Origin of the sequence: Nocardia testacea NBRC 100365 (assembly GCF_000308775.1) — a bacterium.
Lineage (GTDB): Bacteria > Actinomycetota > Actinomycetes > Mycobacteriales > Mycobacteriaceae > Nocardia > Nocardia testacea.
Map to the genome: position 1 here is coordinate 39,003 of NZ_BAGJ01000086.1, position 19,374 is coordinate 58,376.

Annotated in this window: 24 protein-coding genes; 13 read left to right on the forward strand and 11 right to left on the reverse strand. The window is 68.0% G+C overall.

Features of this window, described 5'->3' with window-relative positions:
- Positions 1-269: 269 nt before the first annotated feature.
- Positions 270-791: a MarR family winged helix-turn-helix transcriptional regulator gene (locus ON38_RS10945; RefSeq protein ID WP_039824590.1), complete on the reverse strand. Its 522-nt coding sequence runs from the start codon at positions 789-791 to the stop codon at positions 270-272.
- 55 nt (positions 792-846) lie between these two features.
- Here ON38_RS10945 and ON38_RS10950 point away from each other — a divergent pair, with 55 nt between their 5' ends.
- Positions 847-1,563 (forward strand): SDR family NAD(P)-dependent oxidoreductase, encoded by a 717-nt coding sequence (locus tag ON38_RS10950; RefSeq protein WP_039824521.1) that lies wholly within the window; start codon positions 847-849, stop codon positions 1,561-1,563.
- Between the two features lie 129 nt (positions 1,564-1,692).
- On the opposite strand, the gene ON38_RS10955 is transcribed toward ON38_RS10950, so the two are convergent.
- From ON38_RS10955 to ON38_RS10965, 3 genes are all read right to left on the reverse strand, one after another.
- Positions 1,693-2,193, reverse strand: a complete 501-nt coding sequence (locus tag ON38_RS10955) for a hypothetical protein (RefSeq protein WP_051164593.1) — start codon at positions 2,191-2,193, stop codon at positions 1,693-1,695.
- A gap of 286 nt (positions 2,194-2,479) precedes the next feature.
- Positions 2,480-2,659 carry a hypothetical protein gene (locus tag ON38_RS35955; RefSeq protein ID WP_039824522.1) on the reverse strand — a complete coding sequence of 60 codons (180 nt, stop codon included), beginning with the start codon at positions 2,657-2,659 and terminating at the stop codon, positions 2,480-2,482.
- A gap of 87 nt (positions 2,660-2,746) precedes the next feature.
- A complete protein-coding gene (locus ON38_RS10965; protein WP_039824524.1) occupies positions 2,747-3,949 on the reverse strand; it encodes a tyrosine-type recombinase/integrase in 1,203 nt (400 codons plus the stop codon).
- Positions 3,950-4,177: 228 nt separating this feature from the next.
- Between ON38_RS10965 and ON38_RS10970 the strand changes: the two genes are divergently transcribed.
- Both ON38_RS10970 and ON38_RS10975 read left to right on the forward strand, forming a co-directional pair.
- A complete protein-coding gene (locus tag ON38_RS10970; protein WP_245563997.1) occupies positions 4,178-5,320 on the forward strand; it encodes a coiled-coil domain-containing protein in 1,143 nt (380 codons plus the stop codon).
- Between the two features lie 18 nt (positions 5,321-5,338).
- Positions 5,339-5,968 carry a maltokinase N-terminal cap-like domain-containing protein gene (locus ON38_RS10975; RefSeq protein WP_039824528.1) on the forward strand — a complete coding sequence of 210 codons (630 nt, stop codon included), beginning with the start codon at positions 5,339-5,341 and terminating at the stop codon, positions 5,966-5,968.
- 124 nt (positions 5,969-6,092) lie between these two features.
- On the opposite strand, the gene ON38_RS10980 is transcribed toward ON38_RS10975, so the two are convergent.
- Positions 6,093-6,665, reverse strand: a complete 573-nt coding sequence (locus ON38_RS10980) for a TetR/AcrR family transcriptional regulator (RefSeq protein WP_039824529.1) — start codon at positions 6,663-6,665, stop codon at positions 6,093-6,095.
- A 73-nt stretch (positions 6,666-6,738) separates the two neighbouring features.
- Here ON38_RS10980 and ON38_RS10985 point away from each other — a divergent pair, with 73 nt between their 5' ends.
- Genes ON38_RS10985 through ON38_RS10995 form a run of 3 tightly spaced genes read left to right on the forward strand, consistent with a single transcriptional unit; the run spans position 6,739 to position 8,790 of the window.
- On the forward strand, positions 6,739-7,554 hold the full coding sequence (locus ON38_RS10985) for an SDR family oxidoreductase (protein ID WP_039824530.1): 816 nt from the start codon (positions 6,739-6,741) through the stop codon (positions 7,552-7,554).
- The gene (locus ON38_RS10990) at positions 7,551-7,925 is read left to right on the forward strand and encodes a pyridoxamine 5'-phosphate oxidase family protein (protein ID WP_245563998.1); all 375 of its coding nucleotides are present in this window, start codon (positions 7,551-7,553) and stop codon (positions 7,923-7,925) included. Before ON38_RS10985 ends, ON38_RS10990 begins: the two co-directional genes overlap by 4 nt.
- Positions 7,926-7,935: 10 nt before the next feature.
- Positions 7,936-8,790, forward strand: a complete 855-nt coding sequence (locus ON38_RS10995; protein ID WP_039824532.1) for a haloalkane dehalogenase — start codon at positions 7,936-7,938, stop codon at positions 8,788-8,790.
- An 85-nt stretch (positions 8,791-8,875) separates the two neighbouring features.
- Here the strand turns inward: ON38_RS10995 and ON38_RS11000 are convergent, their stop codons facing one another.
- Positions 8,876-10,093: a TerC/Alx family metal homeostasis membrane protein gene (locus tag ON38_RS11000; protein ID WP_039824595.1), complete on the reverse strand. Its 1,218-nt coding sequence runs from the start codon at positions 10,091-10,093 to the stop codon at positions 8,876-8,878.
- A gap of 205 nt (positions 10,094-10,298) precedes the next feature.
- Between ON38_RS11000 and ON38_RS11005 the strand changes: the two genes are divergently transcribed.
- Positions 10,299-10,946 carry a DUF308 domain-containing protein gene (locus ON38_RS11005; protein ID WP_051164595.1) on the forward strand — a complete coding sequence of 216 codons (648 nt, stop codon included), beginning with the start codon at positions 10,299-10,301 and terminating at the stop codon, positions 10,944-10,946.
- Between the two features lie 39 nt (positions 10,947-10,985).
- Positions 10,986-11,525: a hypothetical protein gene (locus ON38_RS11010; protein ID WP_039824534.1), complete on the forward strand. Its 540-nt coding sequence runs from the start codon at positions 10,986-10,988 to the stop codon at positions 11,523-11,525.
- 9 nt (positions 11,526-11,534) lie between these two features.
- On the opposite strand, the gene ON38_RS11015 is transcribed toward ON38_RS11010, so the two are convergent.
- A complete protein-coding gene (locus ON38_RS11015) occupies positions 11,535-11,987 on the reverse strand; it encodes a VOC family protein (protein ID WP_039824535.1) in 453 nt (150 codons plus the stop codon).
- A gap of 21 nt (positions 11,988-12,008) precedes the next feature.
- On the opposite strand from ON38_RS11015, the gene ON38_RS11020 reads away from it, so the two are divergent.
- Together ON38_RS11020 and ON38_RS11025 are read left to right on the forward strand one after the other, a co-directional pair.
- Positions 12,009-12,611 (forward strand): CGNR zinc finger domain-containing protein, encoded by a 603-nt coding sequence (locus ON38_RS11020; protein WP_039824536.1) that lies wholly within the window; start codon positions 12,009-12,011, stop codon positions 12,609-12,611.
- A 5-nt stretch (positions 12,612-12,616) separates the two neighbouring features.
- Positions 12,617-13,042 (forward strand): SRPBCC family protein, encoded by a 426-nt coding sequence (locus tag ON38_RS11025; RefSeq protein ID WP_039824538.1) that lies wholly within the window; start codon positions 12,617-12,619, stop codon positions 13,040-13,042.
- Here the strand turns inward: ON38_RS11025 and ON38_RS11030 are convergent.
- The 4 genes from ON38_RS11030 to ON38_RS11045 all read right to left on the reverse strand — a co-directional run bounded on the left by ON38_RS11030 (position 13,016) and on the right by ON38_RS11045 (position 17,292).
- Positions 13,016-13,492 (reverse strand): OsmC family protein, encoded by a 477-nt coding sequence (locus tag ON38_RS11030; protein ID WP_039824539.1) that lies wholly within the window; start codon positions 13,490-13,492, stop codon positions 13,016-13,018. The two genes, ON38_RS11025 and ON38_RS11030, sit on opposite strands and share 27 nt — an antisense overlap.
- 41 nt (positions 13,493-13,533) lie before the next feature.
- Positions 13,534-14,424 (reverse strand): SCO6745 family protein, encoded by an 891-nt coding sequence (locus tag ON38_RS11035; protein ID WP_039824540.1) that lies wholly within the window; start codon positions 14,422-14,424, stop codon positions 13,534-13,536.
- Between the two features lie 254 nt (positions 14,425-14,678).
- Positions 14,679-16,859 carry a catalase/peroxidase HPI gene (gene katG, locus ON38_RS11040; RefSeq protein WP_039824542.1) on the reverse strand — a complete coding sequence of 727 codons (2,181 nt, stop codon included), beginning with the start codon at positions 16,857-16,859 and terminating at the stop codon, positions 14,679-14,681.
- 25 nt (positions 16,860-16,884) lie between these two features.
- Entirely contained in the window at positions 16,885-17,292 is a 408-nt protein-coding gene (locus ON38_RS11045; protein WP_435828085.1) for a Fur family transcriptional regulator, read from the reverse strand.
- 172 nt (positions 17,293-17,464) lie between these two features.
- On the opposite strand from ON38_RS11045, the gene ON38_RS11050 reads away from it, so the two are divergent.
- The 3 genes from ON38_RS11050 to ON38_RS11060 all read left to right on the forward strand — a co-directional run bounded on the left by ON38_RS11050 (position 17,465) and on the right by ON38_RS11060 (position 18,516).
- A complete protein-coding gene (locus tag ON38_RS11050; RefSeq protein ID WP_039824545.1) occupies positions 17,465-17,815 on the forward strand; it encodes a hypothetical protein in 351 nt (116 codons plus the stop codon).
- Between the two features lie 82 nt (positions 17,816-17,897).
- Complete coding sequence (locus tag ON38_RS11055; RefSeq protein WP_157181729.1) at positions 17,898-18,197, forward strand: hypothetical protein; 300 nt, start codon at positions 17,898-17,900, stop codon at positions 18,195-18,197.
- Positions 18,190-18,516 carry a hypothetical protein gene (locus ON38_RS11060; RefSeq protein WP_039824546.1) on the forward strand — a complete coding sequence of 109 codons (327 nt, stop codon included), beginning with the start codon at positions 18,190-18,192 and terminating at the stop codon, positions 18,514-18,516. Before ON38_RS11055 ends, ON38_RS11060 begins: the two co-directional genes overlap by 8 nt.
- Positions 18,517-19,374 lie beyond the last annotated feature (858 nt).

The window sequence follows — 19,374 nt, forward strand, 5'->3', positions numbered from 1 at the left end:
GACGAGACCTGGAAGGGTGGAGCCCACAGGGTAGGGATCCCGCGCCGGATGGCGTTCGGCGCTCGGGTCCACCGACCACCGGGATGGCGCCGACCTCATGACCCACAACACGTGTCGCGACACGCCACGATTATCAAAATAGAAACTGTGAGTTCGTTCGATTGCGATTTTCGTAATCCGATGCTCGTCCGGTTCGCGATAGGCGGCTCACTCGCCGCATCGGTGGCGCTGCGGCACAGCTGTCCGACGCGGCGATGCCGTCCGTGGCCTCAGAGTCGTTGACCTGGTTGTACCGCCGTTGCCAGGCGGCGTAGCCCGTCCACGAGGGCGGCTCGGCGATCTGCGGTCAAACAGTCGGTGAGGGCGGTTTCATGATCGAGCAGCTCGCGGACCGTCCGCTCGATCAGCTCGTGCCCCGGAGCGGTCAGGGTGACCAGGACGCCCCGGCGAGACGCGGCAGTCGGCTCGCGGGTGATCAGCCCCGCGCTCTCGGCGCGGGCCAGCCGCTGTGAGATGGCACCGGCGGTGACCAGACTGCGGGCGGTGAGCTGCCGGGTGGTGAGCTGGTAAGGAGGGCCGGCGCGCCGCAGTGTGCTCAGCAGATCGAGAGTGGACTCATCGACGCCGAGCCGGGTCAGGGTGCGCTGCCGCTCATCGCTCAAGAGCTTGGCCACTCGCCACAGCGGCGTGATGACCTCGATGGATTCGGTGCGGGCACCCGGTAATTCACGGTCCCAGGCGGCGGCGATCTGCTCCGCCGTGGGCACCGCGTCGCTCGTTACGGCCGACATCGCTCTCACTCCCTCATGTATGTTTAGCACTAAATGTAATCGAAGGAGGACGCCGATGGCGAGAACCATCGTGATCACGGGTGGCAGCAGGGGCCTCGGACGGAAAGTGGCGCAACGCTTCTCCGAAGCCGGAGAAGATGTGGTGATCACCGGTCGTTCGGAACGGGTCCGGGAAACGGCGGCCGAGCTCGGGGTCACCGGCATCGAATGCGACGCCGGCGACCCCGCGAGCGTCGAGGCATTCGCCGCGCGACTCGGTGACAGCGTGGACGTACTGGTCAACATGGCCGGCGGCAATACCGATCTCGTCGGCCCCGCCCCGGAGTCGCTACAAGACCTCGCGCTGCAATGGCAGGCCAACCTGTCCGCGAATCTGCTCACCGCGGTGCTGACCACCTCCGCTCTGCGTGACCGTCTTCGTCCGGGAGGAGCGCTGATCAATGTCGGCTCGATCGGCGCCGAGTATGCCTCCGCCTCCTACGGCGCGGCCAAGGCTGCCCTCGCCGCTTGGTCGGCGGGACTTTCGGCCGAGTTGGCGCCGAGGGGAACAACGGTGAACGTGGTTTCACCCGGCTACATCGAGGACACCGACTTCTTCCGAGGCAAACTCACCGAAGAACGTCGTGCGCAGCTGATCGCGGCAACACACGACAAGCGCCCGGGGCGTCCCGACGATGTGGCCGACCTCGTCGAATTCCTGGCCTCCCCGCAGGCCCGCCACATCACCGGCCAGACCATTCACCTCAACGGGGGTGCCTACACCACGCGCTGACCCACCTGGTCGAAACGAACGCGCGTGCGCCGCAGACGAGTACGGGATCCGGTGAACTGCATGTTCACCGGACCCCGTCTCGACCGGCTCCGGATACCGGGCGATCGCCCGGCCGGATGCCGGGCTCTTTTAGAACTGACGCATCTGCTGGCGGACCTGGTGGAACTGCAGCTCCCACTGCATGGCGCGATCCTGGGAGCGGCTGGACTGGTCCTCGGCCTGCTGCGCGAGCTGGGCGGCCTGGTCCGACTGGTCCTGGGCCGACTGACAGCGCTGGGCGGCCTGGTTGGCCTCGCTCTGGGCCTGCTGGGCCTGAGCCTGGGCCCGGTCGGCCTCGCTCAGGGCCTGCTGCGCCTGGTTCTGCGCCTGCATCGCCTGCTGGCGGGCCTGCTGCGCCTGGTTGTTGGCCTGGTTGGCCTGGTTCTGCGCGATCTGCGACTGGTGCTGGACCTGGCGGGCCTGCTGCTGCACCTGCCGAGCGATGTTCTGTGCCTGCTGCGCGTATTGCCGCGCGTTCTGGCATTCCTGCCGGATCTCGTCCAGGCCCATGCGCAGCATGTCCAGGCTCTGGATTTCCTGCTGACTGCTTCCGTTGCTGGAACGGGTGGCAGTGCTGGTGTCTTGCGCCATCTGAGCATCCTTCCAAAGGGGGTTTGAAACGGACTGACTCGTGGAGCGCTCATATCCTCGCACAGTCGAGCGCGGGACCGGAGAGCACGATCGGAGAAAATTTGGCGGGAAAAGCCCAGCTCGGACGGTATATCGCGGTTATCGGACGCGACCCCCGCATGACGCCGACCGATATGCTCACCCGCGACATCGGCGGATGCCATACCGAGACCTCACCGTCATCGGCACCCGGTCCGTTGCCGGAGTCCGCGCGGCAACGGACCGCCCGGCCCCCGGGAATGCGAACTCACCGGGACCGAGCTTTCTCGGCGGCCTGGAGGTCGGCCGGCATGGGCAGAAGCTCGACTCCGGGCATCGCCGCGAGCCCGGTGCCCAGACGGGCTGCCATCGTGTTGGCGTGGGCAGCGTTGCGGAGCCACAGGCCGTCGGTGAGGTAGGCGTCGAGCTGGGCGGATTGAAAGCGCATCTTGGCGGTGAGCTGGCCGGCGCGTTTGGCCCGGAAGGACAGTTCGGCTGTGAGGGTACGGTGATTCCGTTGTTCGCCGGGCCGCTGTCAGAGCCCGAGTTTGGTGACCGCGTTGTCGGCGAGCGGATCGGCTGTGCGGATGTAGCGGTGGACGGTGCGCGGGTTGCTCCATCGGCCCTGCCGCATGATCTCGCGGTCGGCGGCGCCGCCGAGGGCGGCCTGGGTGGCGAATCCGGCGCGCAGGGAATGACCGGAGAACAGTGCGGGGTCCAGGCCCGCGCGTGCCGCATAGCGTTTGACGATCTCGGCGACCGCGCGACCGGACAGGGCGGTGGCACCGAGTCCGCCGTGCCGGTTGATCGCGGGGAGCAGCGGTTGTTCCGGTCGCAGCCGCGGATCGGACCGGTAGCCGTGGCAGCGGTGGATTCGCGGGTCCGCCGCGGGGAGTCGCTCGACCCACGGACGCAGGTTCGCCGGGTTGTCGGTGTGCACGGCCAGCATGCGCATCCAGTCGGCGCACGCGCAGACGGGGCAGGTGTGTGCCTGCCGGCCGCGGGGAAGCGCGACGTGTTGTTCGGTGATGCCGGTGGGATCGGTTTTGGTGGTGGGCAGGTGGATCAGCAGCAGCGGTTCCCCGGTGCCGTGGTCGGTGCCGAAATGGATATCGGCGATCCGCAGGCCGGCGAGTTCGCTGCGGCGCAGTGCCCCGGCGAAGCCGAGGAGCAGCAGCAGTGTGTCCCGGCGGCGGGCCGGTTCGCCGGGCCAGCCTGGTTCGGGGAGTCCGTCGAGGAGTTCGCCGAGGGTGTGCAGCAGGATCGGGCGTTTGCGGTCGGGCCGGCTGCGGCGGGTGCGGCGGATACCGCGCAGGGTGAGCCGGACGACATCGCTGCGGGTGGGCGCGGCCAGCCCGTTGGCGGCGTGTACGGCGGCGATGGCGGCGGATTTGCGTTCCAGTGTGGCCGGACTGTAGGCGTGGCGGCCGTCGGGTGTGCGGGCGTCCGCGGCGGCGGCGAGGTAGACGGCGATATCGAGCGGGTCGGCGGGCAGGGCGCATCGGTTCTCGGTGGCGCACCAGGCGGCCCAGGCGATCCAGTCGGTGCGGTAGGCGCGCAGGGTGTTGGGGGATTGGGAGGCCGTGAGGTAGCGGCCGAGCGCTGTGGCCTGTTCGGCATCGAAGCGTTCGCGGACCTGCCGTAGCGCGGCGGTGTCGACGAGGACGCTGGTGACGCCGCGCCGGAGTTCGGTGCGGACGGTGTCGGGTAGCGCAAGATCGGCGTTGGATTCGGTCACTATGGGCCCCTTGGTAATTGCGTTACATCATTCGTTTGGTTGGCGCCAACGTAACGAAACGTATTGCACGCCAGCCCATCTTGCCACAGCCTACAGCTCTAGCCACCGATAATGTTCACTTATCGGAGGTTAGAGATTTCGAGCCTTGCGAGGGCCCCTAGCCGACCCATCCTGTTTCGTTTCGTGTAAATACGTAGGAGACAAACGAAACAACGTTACGATTCTCCGGTGCCCACTGTCTGCAACTACCCCGGCTGCACCCGCCCCCTCGCCAAGCCCACCGGCCCCGGCCGGCCCTCGGAGTACTGCGACCTTCCCGACCACACCCGTTGGCGCGCATGGCGCGAACGTCAACGACTTCAGCAGGAGGCGGAGACACCCACAGAAAACGTCACTGTGACACCTAAGGGTCCGGTGACCACCGCACGACTCCGTGCCGATGAACTGCTCACCCAATTCCGCACCCTCGCCGACCAACTCGGTGCGACCCTGACCGCCGCGGTCGCCGAAATGAACACCCTCGCCGACCCGGGCGCGGCCGAAGCCCAGGTCCAGGCGGTGCAAGCCGATGCGGCACGCCGCATCGCCGAAGCCGAAATGGCCGCCGCCGCAGCCGAACAGTCGCGACGCGACGCCTACGACGCCCGCCTGCGCGCGGAGGAAGCCGCCGAGGACGCGACCCGGGCCGCCGAGGACGCGGAAGACCGCATCGCCGAAGCGGATACCCGTACCGCCGCGGCGGTACGGGACCGCGACGATGCCCTCCGCGAGGTCGAGAAGGTCACTGCCCGGGCCGCCGACGATGTCTTCGCGGCACGCAGCGCGGCCGAGGAAGAGATCCGCACCGCCCGCGCCGAATCCGAACAGCAGCAGCAATATCTCCGCGAACAGTGCGATCAGGAGATCACGCGCGCCCAGCGGGACGCCGACACCGAGATCGAACGGCTGCGCCGGGAATGCGCCCAGCGTGAATCCGCCGCGGCAGCCGAACGCGATCTGGCCGTCCAGCGCGCCGCCGATATCGAACGCGCCCTGGAACGTGCGGAACAATCCGCCGCCGAACGGGCTCAGACCGCCCAGGAGATGCGGGCCGAGCTGCAACGCCTACGCACGGACACCGACAGTCTCCGCGCCGAACTGGCGGAGCTGCGGCGCAGCTCGGCGGCGGAGCTGGCGGCCGCGCGCGCCGAAGCGGAGGACCGGCTGGACAAGGCACGCGCGGAGGCCACTCAGCGGATAGAGGCCCTGGAGCACGCCCGCACCCAGACTCTGGCACGTGCCGAACGCGCCGAACGTCAGCTCGACGATCTGCTCGCCGAACGCGGAACCCGGCCGTCCTCGGCACCGGTATCCGCCGGTGACGCGGTCTGAGGTAGCACAATCTCCGGTATGGCTCTCATCCACCGCACGACCATGGCACCGTCGAAGTTGGAATTGCTCGGCCGCTGGCTCCCGAGCCGCCCGTGGTATTCGGGTCCCGGCAGAACGGAGGATCTACAGCGGGTGGGCGGGTTCCGCCTCGACGACCCCGCCGGTGCGGTGGGTATCGAGTTCCTGATGGTGACCGATACCGGAGGCGCCGAGCCGATCACCTATTTCGTGCCCTTGAGTTACCGCGATGCGGAGTTCGGCACCGACGCGGACGCCCTGCTCGGCACCGCGGAGCACGGGGTGCTCGGCACCCGCTGGATCTACGACGGCACCCGGGATCCGGTCGCTGTCGACCGGATGGTGGCGTTGCTGGCCGGCGGCGCGCGGGCCCAGCACGCCACCGACAGCGATACTCCCGACCTGAGCGTCCTGGTCGCCGCCGCCGGCCTGCCCGCCCGGGGCTCGGCACTGGTGTCGGCCGCGGAGAACCCGGTGGGCACCGATATCACCGTTGCCGCGGGGCAGCTGCGGGTGCACCGCGTGCTGGGCCGCTCGGAGCCGGTCCTGCGTTCGGGTCAGGTCATCGCACCGTGGACCGCACCCGACGGCGCCACCGTGCGCAGCGTGGTCCTGTCGGAATTGCGCTGATCGCGACACCACCGAGACAGCGAAGCGCCACGTTCAGTCCACTGGCGCGGAAAGTCGCGCCAAGGCGGCGTGAGTTGCGCGGTTGCGGGTTCGCGGGTCGGATACAGCCGCTCACTCTTGCGGGTTAGAGGGAGTCGATCCAGCGTTGCAGACGGCGGCCCTCGGTGGCCATCAGCTCGGGCTCGCGGAACGTGTTGGTCAGTACCGAGATCCCTTGATATGCCGCGATCAGCGCGACGGCCAACTCGCGCGCATCGCGCTGGTGTCCCATCTCGTGGAACTGCCGTTCGGTCCAGTCGACCAGGCTGCGCATATGCTCGGCCAGCTTCTGGTCCAGGCCGTCGGCGCGCTTGTCCAGTTCCGAAGCCAACGTGCCGGTGGGGCACCCGTATCGCGCGGCGAGATCGCGCTGATCGACCCAGCCGCGGACGAGCGCCTCGAGCCTCTGGCGCGGGGTGGGCAGTGAGTCGAGCTGGGCGAGTAGCGCGCGCAGCGTGTCGCCGTGCACGCCGATGGCGGCCTCGACCAGCTCGTCCTTGGTCTTGAAGTAGTAGTAGATGTTCCCGACGGGTACGTCGGCGGCGCGCGCGATGTCGGCGAGTGTCGTCTTCTCGACTCCCTGCTCGTGCAGGACGGTGGCCGCGGCGGCAGTCAGTCGTTCCCGTTTGCCCGGTTCTCGCACAGTTGGGTGAGTCACCTGACTAAGTCTAGACATATCGGCGAGGCGCAACTAACCTCCTTGTTAGTCAGTCAACTAACTAAGGATGCAAATGATCGTAGTAACCGGCGCAACCGGAAACGTCGGCAGCGAGCTGGTCCGAGCCCTCACGGCTGCGGGCGAGGACGTAGCGGCCGTGTCCCGCCGACCCGGGCCATTGCCCGACAGCGTGAGGCACCGGGCGGCCGATCTCGGTGCCCCGGAGGGCCTGCGGGACGCGTTCGACGGAGCCGACGCGTTGTTCCTGCTCGTCGCCGGCGATGATCCGGATGCGATCCTCGGCATTGCCAAGGAAAAGGGAGTCCAGCGGGTCGTGCTGATGTCTTCCCAGGGCGCCGGCACACGACCGGCTGCGTACGGACACGCAGCGATGTTCGAGGCCGCAGTGCGTGGCAGCGGATTGGACTGGACGATCCTGCGCTCCGGCGCCCTCGACTCCAATGCGTTCGCATGGGTCGAGTCCATCCGGAGAACTCGCACTGCCGCAGCACCATTCGGCAGCATCGGGCTGCCGACGGTGGACCCGGCCGACGTTGCGGCGGTCGCCGCAGTGACGCTGCGCGAGGACGGACACGTCGGCCGGACATACGAGCTGACCGGCCCGGACCTGGTCACCCCGCGTGGCCGGGCCGCGGCCATCGGCGCCGCACTCGGCGCACCGGTGCACTACATCGAACAGACCCGCGACGAGGCACGTGCCCAGATGCTCACGTTCATGCCCGAACCGGTCGTCGACGGTACCTTGGCCATCCTCGGCAACCCACTGCCCGCCGAGCAGCGCATCAGCCCCGACGTGGCGTATGTGCTCGGTCGCGCCCCGCGCACCTTCGCCGACTGGGCCACCCGCACTGCCGACGCATTCCGGTGAAGACCGACATCAATGCGTTCCTCGCCGAGCCGCGGATCGCGACCCTCACCACGATCCGCTCCGACGGGACACCACATGTCGCACCGGTACGGTTCACCTGGGACGCCGTGACGAGCACGGCCCGCGTCCTGACGGTCGCCACCTCTCGTAAGGCACGGAACGTGGCCGGCGGTGGGCGCGTGGCCCTCTGCCAGCCGGACGGTTTCCGCTGGGTGACGCTCGAAGGTGCCGCGACCCTTTCCGATGCCGCCGACCGTATAGCCCGCGCCGCCCACCGCTACCAACGGCGCTACGGATCCACTCCGCCCGACCCCACCGGACGGGTCGTCATCGAGATCGCGGTCGATCGCGTCCTCGCTCTCAACCTCTGAAAGGACATCCATGCCCGACACCCGTGTACTCGACTCGACCATCCACCACCGCGAAACCGGCACCGGCATGCCGATCGTTTTCCTTCACGGCAACCCCACCTCGTCGTACCTGTGGCGCAATGTCCTGCCGCGCGTCGGTCCCGGCCGGCTGCTCGCCCCGGACCTGATCGGCATGGGGGACTCGGGCAAACCACCGATCGATTACGTGTTCGCCGACCACGCGCGATATCTGGAGGCATGGTTCGACGCGATGAGGTTGGACCGCGTGGTGCTCGTCGGCCACGACTGGGGTGGCGCGCTCGCGTTCGACTGGGCCGCCCGCCATCCGGACCGGGTGCGCGGGATCGCATTCACCGAGACCATTGTCAAACCGATGACCTGGGAGGAGTTCCCCGAGGCCGGTCGAGACCTGTGGCGCGCCATCCGGACCGACGGAATCGGCGAGTCCATGTTCTTGGACGATTCGTTCGTCACAGACGGGCTACGTGCGATTTCGGACCGACTCGGCCCCGACGACCTGGAGGTTTACCAGCGGCCTTACCCGACGCGGGAAAGCCGGATCCCGCTACTGCGCTGGGCACGTTCGATGCCGCTGGACGGGACACCGAACGACGTCGTCGCGCGCGCCGAAGCATATGACGGATGGCTGGCGTCCAGCCCGGACGTACCGAAGCTCATGGTGACCTTCACGCCGGCGTACGGAACGATGACCGAACCCGCCGTCATCGACTGGTGTGCGAAAACCATCGCCGCCCTGGACATCCGCCGGTTCAACGAGGTCGCCGGCCACCACACTCCCGAGGACCGGCCGGACCTGCTGGCCGCCGCCATCTCCGAATGGCTGGACCGCAACAACCTCCGCTGACCCGGTCACGCGACCCGGGTAAGGTTCCGGCAGCAGGATGGGATTCGATCCGGCCACGAAGCCGAACCTTCCGTCGGCTGCCGGCTCACATGCGCAGGGGCAATCCGGCTTCGGTACGCGCCACCCGGTCGGCGTGGACGATATGGGCGCGTTCGAGCAGCGCGATGAGTTCGGATTCGCCCTCCCGGATACGCCGCGTGTATTTGCGCGGTAGCGCGGCGATCGTATTCTCTTCGGCGGTCATCTTCGCGTAGGTGCGTTCGCGCAGTGTCTGGTCGGCTTCGTAGCCGAGGTCGAGGTAGCGGGTGGCGTGCCGGCGGGCGCCCGCGACCGCGGTCTGGGCGCGTCCGGCGGGGCTGAGCAGCGAGGCCGCCACGGTCACCAGGAGCACCACGATGATCACTCCCAGCGAGGCGGCGGTGGATATCTCGGTGACCGGGACCGGTTCCCCGTGGTTGATGAACGGCACATTGTTCTGATGCAGCGCGTGCAGGACGAGTTTGACTCCGATGAAGGCGAGGATGGCGGCCAGTCCGAAACCGAGGTAGATCAGGCGGTCCAGCATTCCTTCGAGCAGGAAGAACAGTTGGCGCAGCCCGAGCAGGGAGAAGGCGGTGGCGGTGAAGACGAGGAAAACGTTCTGGGTGAGACCGAAGATGGCGGGGATCGAGTCCAGCGCGAAGAGCACATCGGTGCCGCCGATGACGACCATGGCCGGCAGCATCGGGGTGAGTCGGCGGCGGCCGCCGGCGACGGTGACCAGTTTGTCGCCGTCGTAGTTGTCGGTGGCGTGCAGGAACCGGCGGGCCAGCCGCAGCACGACGGTGTCCCCGGTATGGCTGTCCTCGCTCTCCGGTTTGATCATGTTCCCGGCAGTGATGAGCAGGACGGCGCCGAACACATAGAACACCCAGGCGAATCGATTGATGAGGGTGGCGCCGACGAAGATGAATCCGGTACGGACCACCAGCGAGAACACGATTCCGACCAGCAGCACTTTCTGCTGGGCCGCGCCGGGGACCCGGAAGGTGGTCAAGATGATGAGGAAGACGAACAGATTGTCCACCGACAGGGCTTTTTCGGTGAGGTAGCCGGCGAAGTATTCGACTCCCATGGTCGGACCGCCGAATACCCACACTCCGAACCCGAACAGGACGGCGACACCCACGTAGGCGGCCGACCAGATCGCGGCCTCGGTCAGCGACGGCGTGTGCGCGGTGCGGACATGGAAGAAGAAATCGAACAGCAGCAGGCCCGCGATCAGTGCGAGTGCGCACGCCCATGCCAGCGCGGGAACAGTCACCTCGGCCTCCTGACGGGTCACGTGGTGGGGCTGGGGCGACTCTAGCGTCGGATCCGTGGACTACCGGCCCGTTGCAGGTGGCGTCGGGGAGGTCGGGCTTTCGGGGTGCGGTACGGGTGGGTGCCGCACGGCGGCGTCAGGGGACTGAACGGACACTCCCGGCAACCCTGCGGCAATCCAGGGTCCATACCCATATCATTTTGCTATGCCGACCTACGAGGAAGCGGACGCCGCTCCGGTGTTCGGTCGCGGTGTCCGCCAGACGGTGCTGGCGATGGGGGTCTGTTCGGTGGTGATCGGGGTGGCCACGGTGATCTGGCCGGACAAATCCTTGAGCACGGTCGGCAACCTGTTCATGTTCTCGCTGCTGTGCAGTGCGGTGACCTTGGCGGCGGTGGCGTTCGGGAGCCGGTTGGGCCGGTTCCCGCGGGTGCTGCTGCTGGTGGCCGCACTGGCGTCGCTGGTGACCGCGACCCTGTGTTTCCGGGCCGGCGATTGGACGCTGCTGCTGGCCATGTGGCTGGGGCTGGCGTGGGCGGTGCGGGGGATCGCGCATGCGGTGGCCGGAGTGTGGGACGACGACGAGATCACCGGCAGTGGGAAACAGGAAGTGTTCGGTCTGGTGACGCTCACCGCGGGTCTGGTGGTCGCGATCGCGCCGTTCGACGATATCGCGACACTGGCGCTGGTGGCGGGTTGCTGTATCACCGTGTTCGGGGTGCTGGAAGTGTGGACGGCGGTCCGTTCGCCCGCTGCGGTGCGCGGTGCGGCGGACGGCTCGCCGACCCCGGACGAGCATCTGACCACGGTGATCGCGAGCGCCGGAGGTTCCGGGGGACGCACCCGCGACTGAGACGCCGGAAGGGCCCCGATTTCGATACCCTTTCCTGCTATGGCGATCATTTCGAGCCATCGGATCATGCGCCTGCGGGCTCTCATCGAGCACCCCAACACCGGTGCGGACGAGCGCGCGACCGCGCAGCGCATGCTGGACCGGATGCTGGACCGCTCCGGCTATTCGGCGACCGGTGACCGCACCTACGGTAATCGTCACCATCGAGTCGGTAAGCATGCCGATCTGCCGGCGGTGGCCGAGATGATCCGTGCCGATATCGCTTTGGGCCGCATCATGTTCGCCCCGCAGACCCGCTTCGGTGAACCGGCGGTCCGGGATCCGCTCGGTGACGCGCCGGTGCAGATCGTGATCACCGTGGACCTGCCGCACCACGGGTGCATCGACATCACCATCGACAATGTGCCCCGGGAGTGGGGGTGGGTGATCGAGGACGGTATCGAATGCGTGAGCCCGCAGTTGCAGGAGCTGGCGACCGAACTGGCCGACATCATGAACGGGTACAACTTCGACGGCAGTGATATCGCCAAGCGTTTCTTCGGCCGGGTGCGTATCCCGGATTTCACGCTGGTCTGGTAGCGGCCGGCGTCAGGAGACGCAGAATTCGTTGCCTTCGGGATCCAGCATGACCCACCAGTGGCCGGCGGGCCCCTGATCCACTTCCCGGACGCGCGTCGCTCCGAGTTGTTCGAGGCGGGATACCAGCTCGTCGAGTCCGCCGGGGGCGCTGTGGATATCGATGTGCAGCCGGTTCTTCACGGTCTTGTTTTCGGGGACGTCCTGGAACAGCAGCCGCCGGCCCTGACCGACACCGGTGACGGGGTCGAACGGGTCGTCCGGGTGCCGGACCGCGGCGAGGCCGCGGAAGAGTCTGCGGCCGCCGTGTTCGGTGACGGCACCTGGATCGAGGTGGCCGGCGGTGAGCAGCCGGTCGATCAGCGCGGTCTGATCTTCCGGTTCGTATTCCAGGGCCGCGGCCCAGAAGTCGGCGATGGCGGGCGCGTTCGCGCTGTCGATGACGAGTTTCCAACCCAAGCTCATGTAACCAGTTATAGTGGTTACATGACTTCAGGTGCAAGCCCCGGCCTGACGCTGCGTTCCCGTTCCGGCGTCGACTACCACTTCGACCCCGGCGCGCTGTGCCTGGAACTGCTGCCCACCGGCGGTCCCGGCCCGTATCGCGTCTACGAAATCCTGCACACCCCCGCCGACCTCGCGACCTGGGCCGGGCGGTCCCGGCTCACCCCCACACCCGAGCTCACGATCACCGCGGCCGAGGTCACCGCCGCCCGCCACCTGCGCGACACTCTCTTCGAGATCGCGCGGGCCCGCTCCCACGGTGAATCGTCCCCCGCCGGCGACCTCGATGTGCTGAACGAATTCGCCGCCGCGACACCGCTCACCCCCCGGATCACCGCCACCGGCGCCCGCGCCTGGACCCCGAGTACCGGCATCGCACTGCTGTCGACCGTGGCCCGCGACGCGATCGACCTGCTCACCGGGCCGCATGCCGGCCGGATCCGGACCTGCTCGGCCACCGACTGCCAGCTCATCTACGTCGACACATCGCGGCCCGGCCGCCGTCGCTGGTGCTCGATGGAGCACTGCGGCAACCTCAACAAGGTGCGCGCGCACCGCGCCCGCACCCCGGAGAAAGAAGGTTGACCATTATGCCCACCGGACTCACCGCGGACGCGGGCTGGCAGATCGGCGTCTCCCGCACGTTGCCCTTGCCCCCGGAAATCGTCTGGGCCCACCTCACCGGCGCGGGGGGCCTGGCCTGCTGGCTGGGCCCCGGCGCCGACCCCGACTTCGTGCCCGGTGCGCGATATCGCACCGACACCGGAGTGACCGGCGAAGTACGCAGCTACCGTCCCGGCGAGCGCATCCGCCTCACCTACGGCCCGACCACCGTGCAGGTCACCCTCACGCCCGCGCCCGGGAATCGGACCCGCCTGCGATTCCACCAGGAGAGGATGTCCGGTGCCGCCCAGCGTGACCGGCAGCGGACACACTGGCAGCAGGTCATGGACGCGGTTGCCGCGGCCCTGAACGCGGACCGCGCCGGTTCAGCCGGCGACCTCGATCCGCGGTGAATGGGTGACCGGGAAGTTCACCGACGCCGCGATGAAGCATTTGGCATGGGCGGCGCGGTGCAGTTCCCGCGCCCGCTCGGTCATCTCCGCGGACGCCACGGTGACCACCGGACGCAACTCCACGCCGGTGAAACGGCCGCCGCCGGCACTGTCCTCGGCCATGGTCCCCACGGCGTCGTCCCGGTAATCGAGCACCGTGACCCCGCCGGTCGCGCAGAGGTGCAGATACCACAGCAGATGACACTGACTCAGCGAGGCGAGCAGCAACAGCTCGGGATTCCAGCGGCTCGCGTCGCCACGGAAGGCCGGGTCCGCGGAACCGAGCAGATCCGGGCGCCCCGGCGCCCGGGAGACATGGGCGCGGTCGTAGGACCGGTAGTCGACCGTCCCTCGCTCACCCGCCCCGGTCCACTCGGTGCGGCATTCGTATCGATGCGTTGTCGCTGCCATGCCGGTGATCGTCGCCCAGGCCGGGGCCGTTTGTCGAACGACTATGTCGCGGCTCGCTCGTTCGATTCTTCGCGCAGGTCCAATCCGATCGGGGTGACCGCCGGAATCTCCCCGGACGCCAGGACCGCGCGGGTGAGCGGGCGCAACGCCGCGATCAGGTCCGCGCGTTCGCCGGGAGTCAGCACCGCGTACGCCGGTGCGGCCGCCGCGTCGGTGCGCGCCTCGATCTCGGCTTTGACCGCCCTGCCTCGTTCGGTGGGGCCGTCGGCGGCGGCCAGCCCTTTGCCGCGCAGCGTGTCCAGCCGCGCCGCCCATTCGGCGTCGTCGAAATCCCTGGACACCGTGTAGATCTCCCGGGGTACCCGGTTCGACAGTGTCTGCAGCACATGCGATTCGCGTCCGTCGATACCGGCAGCGACCAGTGCGGCGATATGCCCGTCTCCGCGGTGTTCCCGCAGCAGTGTCGCCGCGTGCCACAACCGCGCCACCGGGTCGCATGGTTCGGGTAGTGCCCGGTTGGCGGCGAACAGTGCCCGCCCCTCCGCCGGCGCCGCGGCGGCTGCCCGGGCTGCCAGTTCGGCCGCCGCCGCGACCTCCGGGCCCTCGGCGAGTTCCCCGAGTTGCCGGCGCAGTGCCGCGCAGGCCCCTTCCTCGCGAGCGGTCAGCGCCGCGGCCGGGGCGGCGAACTCCCAGGCGTCGGGCAGGGCCGCGCGGACTCGCTCTATGGTGAAGTTGTAGAACAGCGCGTGCACCACATCGGGCCCGGCCGCGCCGAGTGGGGCGGCACGACCGGCGAAGTAACCCATCCAGAACCCGCGATAGCCCGCGTTCTTCAGCGCCTGCAACGGTTCGGGCGAGAAGTAGGTGACGGCGTGCAGCGGTTCGAGCAGGTGCCATGCCTGCCGGGCGAAGCCGGGAAGTTCGGTGCTCATATCGTCACGCTACTGCGCCTCACCGCTGCCGGAGTGAGACATCATATGACCCAGCGGGATCCCAGCGCAGGCCGCGGCCCAGCGGCCGTCCGTATCTTCCCCGCACCCCGGAGTCCGCTGCGATCCGCGGAGACGCCGCTGCCGGGGGAGTCCGGCAACTACTTCTTCCGGCGGCACCGCCCCGCGAAACGACGGACGCCCAGGAGTCCGAAGACTCCCGGGCGTCCGCTACGGTCCGGTCACATCGGCGGAGATCAGGCCAGGTCGAACCGATCCGCGTTCATGACCTTGGTCCACGCGGTGACGAAGTCGCGCGCGAACTTCTCCTTCGCGTCGTCGGCCGCGTACACCTCGGCCACCGCGCGCAGTTCGGAGTTCGAGCCGAACACCAGGTCGTAGCGGGTACCGGTCCACTTGACCTCGCCGGTCGCGGTATCGCGGGCCTCGAAGGTCTCCTGGGATTCGTCGATCGACTTCCACTCGATACCCATATCGAGCAGGTTCACGAAGAAGTCGTTGGTCAGCGTCCCGACATTCTCGGTGAACACACCCAGTTGCGACTGCTTGTAGTTCGCGCCCAGCACTCGCAGGCCACCGACCAGCACGGTCATCTCCGGCGCGGTCAGGTTCAGCAGGTTCGCCCGGTCGATGAGCAGGTGCTCCGACGGCAGCCGGTGGCCCTTGCCGATGTAGTTGCGGAACCCGTCGGCGCGCGGTTCGAGCACACCGAAGGAATCGACATCGGTCTGCTCCTGCAGCGCGTCGTTACGACCGGGCGTCACCGGCACGGTGATCTGCACACCCGCCGCCTTCGCGGCCTGCTCGACACCGGCGGCGCCGGCGATCACGATCAGATCGGCCAGCGATACCTTCTTGCCGCCGGTCTGGGCGCCGTTGAACGACTCCTGGATCTTCTCCAGCGCGCTCAGCACGGTCGCCAGCTGCTCGGGTTCGTTGATATCCCAGCTCTTCTGCGGTTCCAGCCGGATACGGGCGCCGTTGGCGCCGCCACGCTTGTCACTGGACCGGAACGTCGACGCCGACGCCCACGCCGTGGAGACCAGCTGCGGCACGGTCAGGCCCGCGGCCAGCACCTGCTCCTTGAGTGCGGCGATATCGTCGTCGTCGATCACCTCGAAGTCCACGGCCGGGATGGGATCCTGCCAGATCAGGACCTCGGAGGGCACCTCCGCGCCCCGGTACCGCTCGATCGGGCCCATATCGCGGTGGGTCAGCTTGTACCAGGCGCGGGCGAAGGCGTCCGCGAACTGGTCCGGGTTCTCCAGGAAGCGGCGCGAGATGACCTCGAATTCCGGGTCGAAGCGCAGGGCGAGGTCGGTGGTCAGCATGGTCGGCTTCTTGCGGGCATCCGAATGCGCGTCCGGGATGATCGCGTCGGCGTCCTTGGCCACCCACTGGTTGGCGCCGGCGGGGCTCTTGGTGAGCTCCCACTCGTAACCGAACAGGATCTCGAAGAAATCGTTGGTCCACTGGGTCGGTTTGGTGGTCCAGGTGACCTCCAGGCCGCTGGTGATCGCGTCGCTGGCCTTACCGGTGCCGTGCGTGCTCTTCCAGCCCAGACCCTGCTGCTCGATGAGCCCGCCCTCGGGTTCGGCACCGACCAGCGCGGCATCGCCGGCGCCGTGGGTCTTGCCGAAGGTGTGGCCGCCGGCGATCAGCGCGACGGTCTCCTCGTGGTCCATCGCCATCCGGCCGAAGGTTTCCTTGATGTCCACGGCCGATGCCAGCGGGTCCGGATTGCCGTTCGGGCCTTCGGGGTTCACGTAGATCAGGCCCATCTGGACCGCGCCCAGCGGGCTCTCCAGGTCACGGTCACCGGTGTAGCGCTCGTCTTCGAGCCATACCGATTCCGGGCCCCAGTACACGTCCTCGTCGGGCTCCCAAAGATCGGCGCGACCGCCGGCGAAGCCAAAGGTCTGGAATCCCATGGATTCCAGCGCGACGTTACCGGCGAAGATCATGAGGTCGGCCCAGGACAGCTTCTTGCCGTACTTCTTCTTGACCGGCCACAGCAGCCGGCGGGCCTTGTCCAGGTTGCCGTTGTCGGGCCAGCTGTTCAGCGGCGCGAACCGCTGCATACCGCCACCGGCGCCGCCGCGGCCGTCGATGGTGCGGTAGGTGCCGGCGCTGTGCCAGGCCATCCGGACCATCAGCGGACCGTAGTGACCGAAGTCGGCGGGCCACCAGTCCTGCGAGTCGGTCAGGATGGCGGTGATATCGCGGCGGACCTCGTTCAGGTCGAGGGTCTCGAACTCCGCCGCGTAGTCGAAGTCGGGCTCCATCGGATCCGAGGCGGGCGCGTTCTTGCGCAGGATCTTCAGGTTGAGCTGGTTCGGCCACCAGTCACGGTTGCCGGCACCCGTGGTCGGGTGTTTGGCCGCGAACGGGCACTGGCCTGCGGTGCTGTCGGACACTGCGTTCCTTCCGGTGAAACAGGGGTCATTTCGGGCTGGGCGATACGGAACAGTCGGGGCACAGGCCCCAGTAGATGACCTCGGCTTCCTCGATGGTGAAACCGTGGTCGTCGGCGGCGGTCAGGCAGGGGGCGGTGCCGGTGGCGCAGTCGACGTCGGCGATCGCGCCACAGCTCCGGCACACGAGATGGTGATGGTTGTCGGCGACCCGGGTCTCGTACCGGGCCACCGAACCGGTGGGTTGGATGCGGCGCAGCAGGCCGGCGGATGTGAGCGCGCGCAGCACGTCGTACACGGCTTGGTGCGACACCGCGCCCAGGGATTCGCGCACCCGTCCGATGATCGAGTCGGTATCGGCGTGCGGGCTCTCGTGCACCGCGCTCAGCACCGCCAGACGCGGTGCGGTCACACGGAGCGCGGCCTCGCGCAACATGTTCTCGAACTCCGCGGTCGTGGTCACGATTCGGAGCTTACCGTTTTTCTTGAATCAATCAAGTATTAGCTTGAATCAAGATCCGAGCGGTGTGGTGGGCCCGGTCCGATCCAGGTACCGGGGGATACGATGCCCACACTTCACGAACGACGCCGATCCGCCCGGAGGATATATGCGTTCCACAGTCCGCCGCAGGGTTATCGCCGCAATCGGTACGGCCGCTCTCGGCTGCGCCGGCACGGCGGCGACAGCGGCCGCGCAACCCACCTACTACGACCCCCGGATCAGTCACTGCGACCACCTGTTCCGCACCCCACTGGACGCGCCGAGGCCGGGTGCCGCGGTGTACTGGAGCCCGTTCGGCAGCACCGGAATCGTGTGCTACGACAACGGCACCGGGGTGGCGGACTACTACCAGCGCGACCCTTCCGGCGCCTGGCGCGATATGAACGAACTCCTGCCCGGCCAGTTCTTCTACAGCATCTTCACCACCGGGATACCGGACGCCGCCCACTGGGGCTGACGCTCCCGGACCGGCCGTCCGCCGCCGGATGACGCCGCCCGGAAAGATCACGACGTCACCGAGGTAATACCGAGGTATTATCGTGTCAGTCGTGGAGTACGAATGGCACGCATCCAGCGAACCGTTCCTTCGGCACTTCGAGGTCGCGGCCTGGGAAGTGGTGGAGGTGCTGTACTCGCCGCGGCGGTGGTCGCGTCCGGCGACCACCGCTCAGGGACTGGCGGTACTCACCGTGTGGGGCCGCACCGAGGACGGGCGGCCGCTGGTGGTGGTCCTGCGACCGCGTTCGCACCCCGACCGGTGGCAGATCCTCATGGCCGCACCCATGGGGGACCGCCAGCTCGCCGAATTCACCGCATGGGAGGCGACCCGAGATGAATAACGAACACGACCCCGGTTTCCCGCGCAGCACCGCCGAAGCCGAACAGTTCCTCGACGGACTGGCCTTCGACGACACCGCGCAGGTGCCGCCGCTCCCGCCGAGCACCGACGAGGTCGAACGCGGAATGGTCACGACCTCGCTCAAGCTCCCGCAGGAAATGCGCGAGCGCCTGCGGGAGGTCGCCGCCGCGCACTGCCTCACTCCGTCGATGCTGATCCGCCAGTACATCGAACTGGGCCTGTCCAGCGAACAGCCGGAGCGCATGATCCCGCTGTCGGACGCTATCCGGGTGCTGTCCAGCCTCCGGCCCACTGCCTGAGCCCTCTCGCCACCACCGCCGGGCGCGCGGCGATCGCGCGCGCCTCCCTCCGCCCGGCGGACATCCGTTCGCGTGTCGGCCGGGCCAGCGAATGGTATGCACCCGTGCCCCCTTCCGTGTCGCCCGTCGGCGACCGCCTGCGCCGGCACCGGCCGGTCCCGGCGTGGTGAGAAGCCGGCCCGCGCCCCCGCCCCTGGTCCGGTGAACCCCTACCCGAGCGCGGCTTCGGCCGATTGCCGACCCCTGCCCCCTCGTGCCGGGCACAGAGGTCCCGCTTTTCCACTTCCCGGGCCGTTCCGGGCGGCTTTTTGAAAGGCTCCAGAAACCGGCGTTGCGGACCTCGCTCGACCTCGCATATTATGGCGTTCCGAAGCTGGTCGTCGAGATTATCGAGAATGCACTTCGACGACTGCCGGTCCGATTGCCCGAATAGTGGGCAGATCGGCACGACCAAGGATTCTCCCGATTGTCGGGGTTGCGGAGAATCCACCGGGACAACAGACGTAAAGGTTAGCCACGGCCAGAAGGCGATTTGGTGCAGCCTATGAATACCGATGATGTTCTATTCCTGCTCAGCGACCCCGACGCAACTTCGAGCCACATCCGTGACCTGCATGTATCCCATCTCGGGGAAGGTAACGATGCGTGCACTCGCAGTGCGGACTCCGCCCGCGGCGGACTCGCCGGGTGGCGGTTACACAGTCACCCGGCCCGCCGAAGAACGGTGGAATACCTGATGCGCCTCGGCAGTTTCAGGTCTTATACGGCCGACCGGCGGGTGCGCGAGGGTTTTTATAACCGCCGGGTATAGATCATTCCGGATTATTTCTTTTCGGGATCGAATGCGGGCCCGTGGGC

Excerpts from the sequence above, each read along its gene's own strand:
- ON38_RS10945 (WP_039824590.1), bottom strand. The coding sequence starts at position 791 with ATGTCGGCCGTAACGAGCGACGCGGTGCCCACGGCGGAGCAGATCGCC.
- ON38_RS10950 (WP_039824521.1), top strand. The coding sequence starts at position 847 with ATGGCGAGAACCATCGTGATCACGGGTGGCAGCAGGGGCCTCGGACGG.
- ON38_RS10955 (WP_051164593.1), bottom strand. The coding sequence starts at position 2,193 with ATGGCGCAAGACACCAGCACTGCCACCCGTTCCAGCAACGGAAGCAGT.
- ON38_RS35955 (WP_039824522.1), bottom strand. The coding sequence starts at position 2,659 with ATGCGCTTTCAATCCGCCCAGCTCGACGCCTACCTCACCGACGGCCTG.
- ON38_RS10975 (WP_039824528.1), top strand. The coding sequence starts at position 5,339 with ATGGCTCTCATCCACCGCACGACCATGGCACCGTCGAAGTTGGAATTG.
- ON38_RS10985 (WP_039824530.1), top strand. The coding sequence starts at position 6,739 with ATGATCGTAGTAACCGGCGCAACCGGAAACGTCGGCAGCGAGCTGGTC.
- ON38_RS10995 (WP_039824532.1), top strand. The coding sequence starts at position 7,936 with ATGCCCGACACCCGTGTACTCGACTCGACCATCCACCACCGCGAAACC.
- ON38_RS11005 (WP_051164595.1), top strand. The coding sequence starts at position 10,299 with ATGCCGACCTACGAGGAAGCGGACGCCGCTCCGGTGTTCGGTCGCGGT.
- ON38_RS11010 (WP_039824534.1), top strand. The coding sequence starts at position 10,986 with ATGGCGATCATTTCGAGCCATCGGATCATGCGCCTGCGGGCTCTCATC.
- ON38_RS11015 (WP_039824535.1), bottom strand. The coding sequence starts at position 11,987 with ATGAGCTTGGGTTGGAAACTCGTCATCGACAGCGCGAACGCGCCCGCC.
- ON38_RS11020 (WP_039824536.1), top strand. The coding sequence starts at position 12,009 with ATGACTTCAGGTGCAAGCCCCGGCCTGACGCTGCGTTCCCGTTCCGGC.
- ON38_RS11025 (WP_039824538.1), top strand. The coding sequence starts at position 12,617 with ATGCCCACCGGACTCACCGCGGACGCGGGCTGGCAGATCGGCGTCTCC.
- ON38_RS11030 (WP_039824539.1), bottom strand. The coding sequence starts at position 13,492 with ATGGCAGCGACAACGCATCGATACGAATGCCGCACCGAGTGGACCGGG.
- ON38_RS11035 (WP_039824540.1), bottom strand. The coding sequence starts at position 14,424 with ATGAGCACCGAACTTCCCGGCTTCGCCCGGCAGGCATGGCACCTGCTC.
- ON38_RS11045 (WP_435828085.1), bottom strand. The coding sequence starts at position 17,292 with ATGTTGCGCGAGGCCGCGCTCCGTGTGACCGCACCGCGTCTGGCGGTG.
- ON38_RS11050 (WP_039824545.1), top strand. The coding sequence starts at position 17,465 with ATGCGTTCCACAGTCCGCCGCAGGGTTATCGCCGCAATCGGTACGGCC.
- ON38_RS11060 (WP_039824546.1), top strand. The coding sequence starts at position 18,190 with ATGAATAACGAACACGACCCCGGTTTCCCGCGCAGCACCGCCGAAGCC.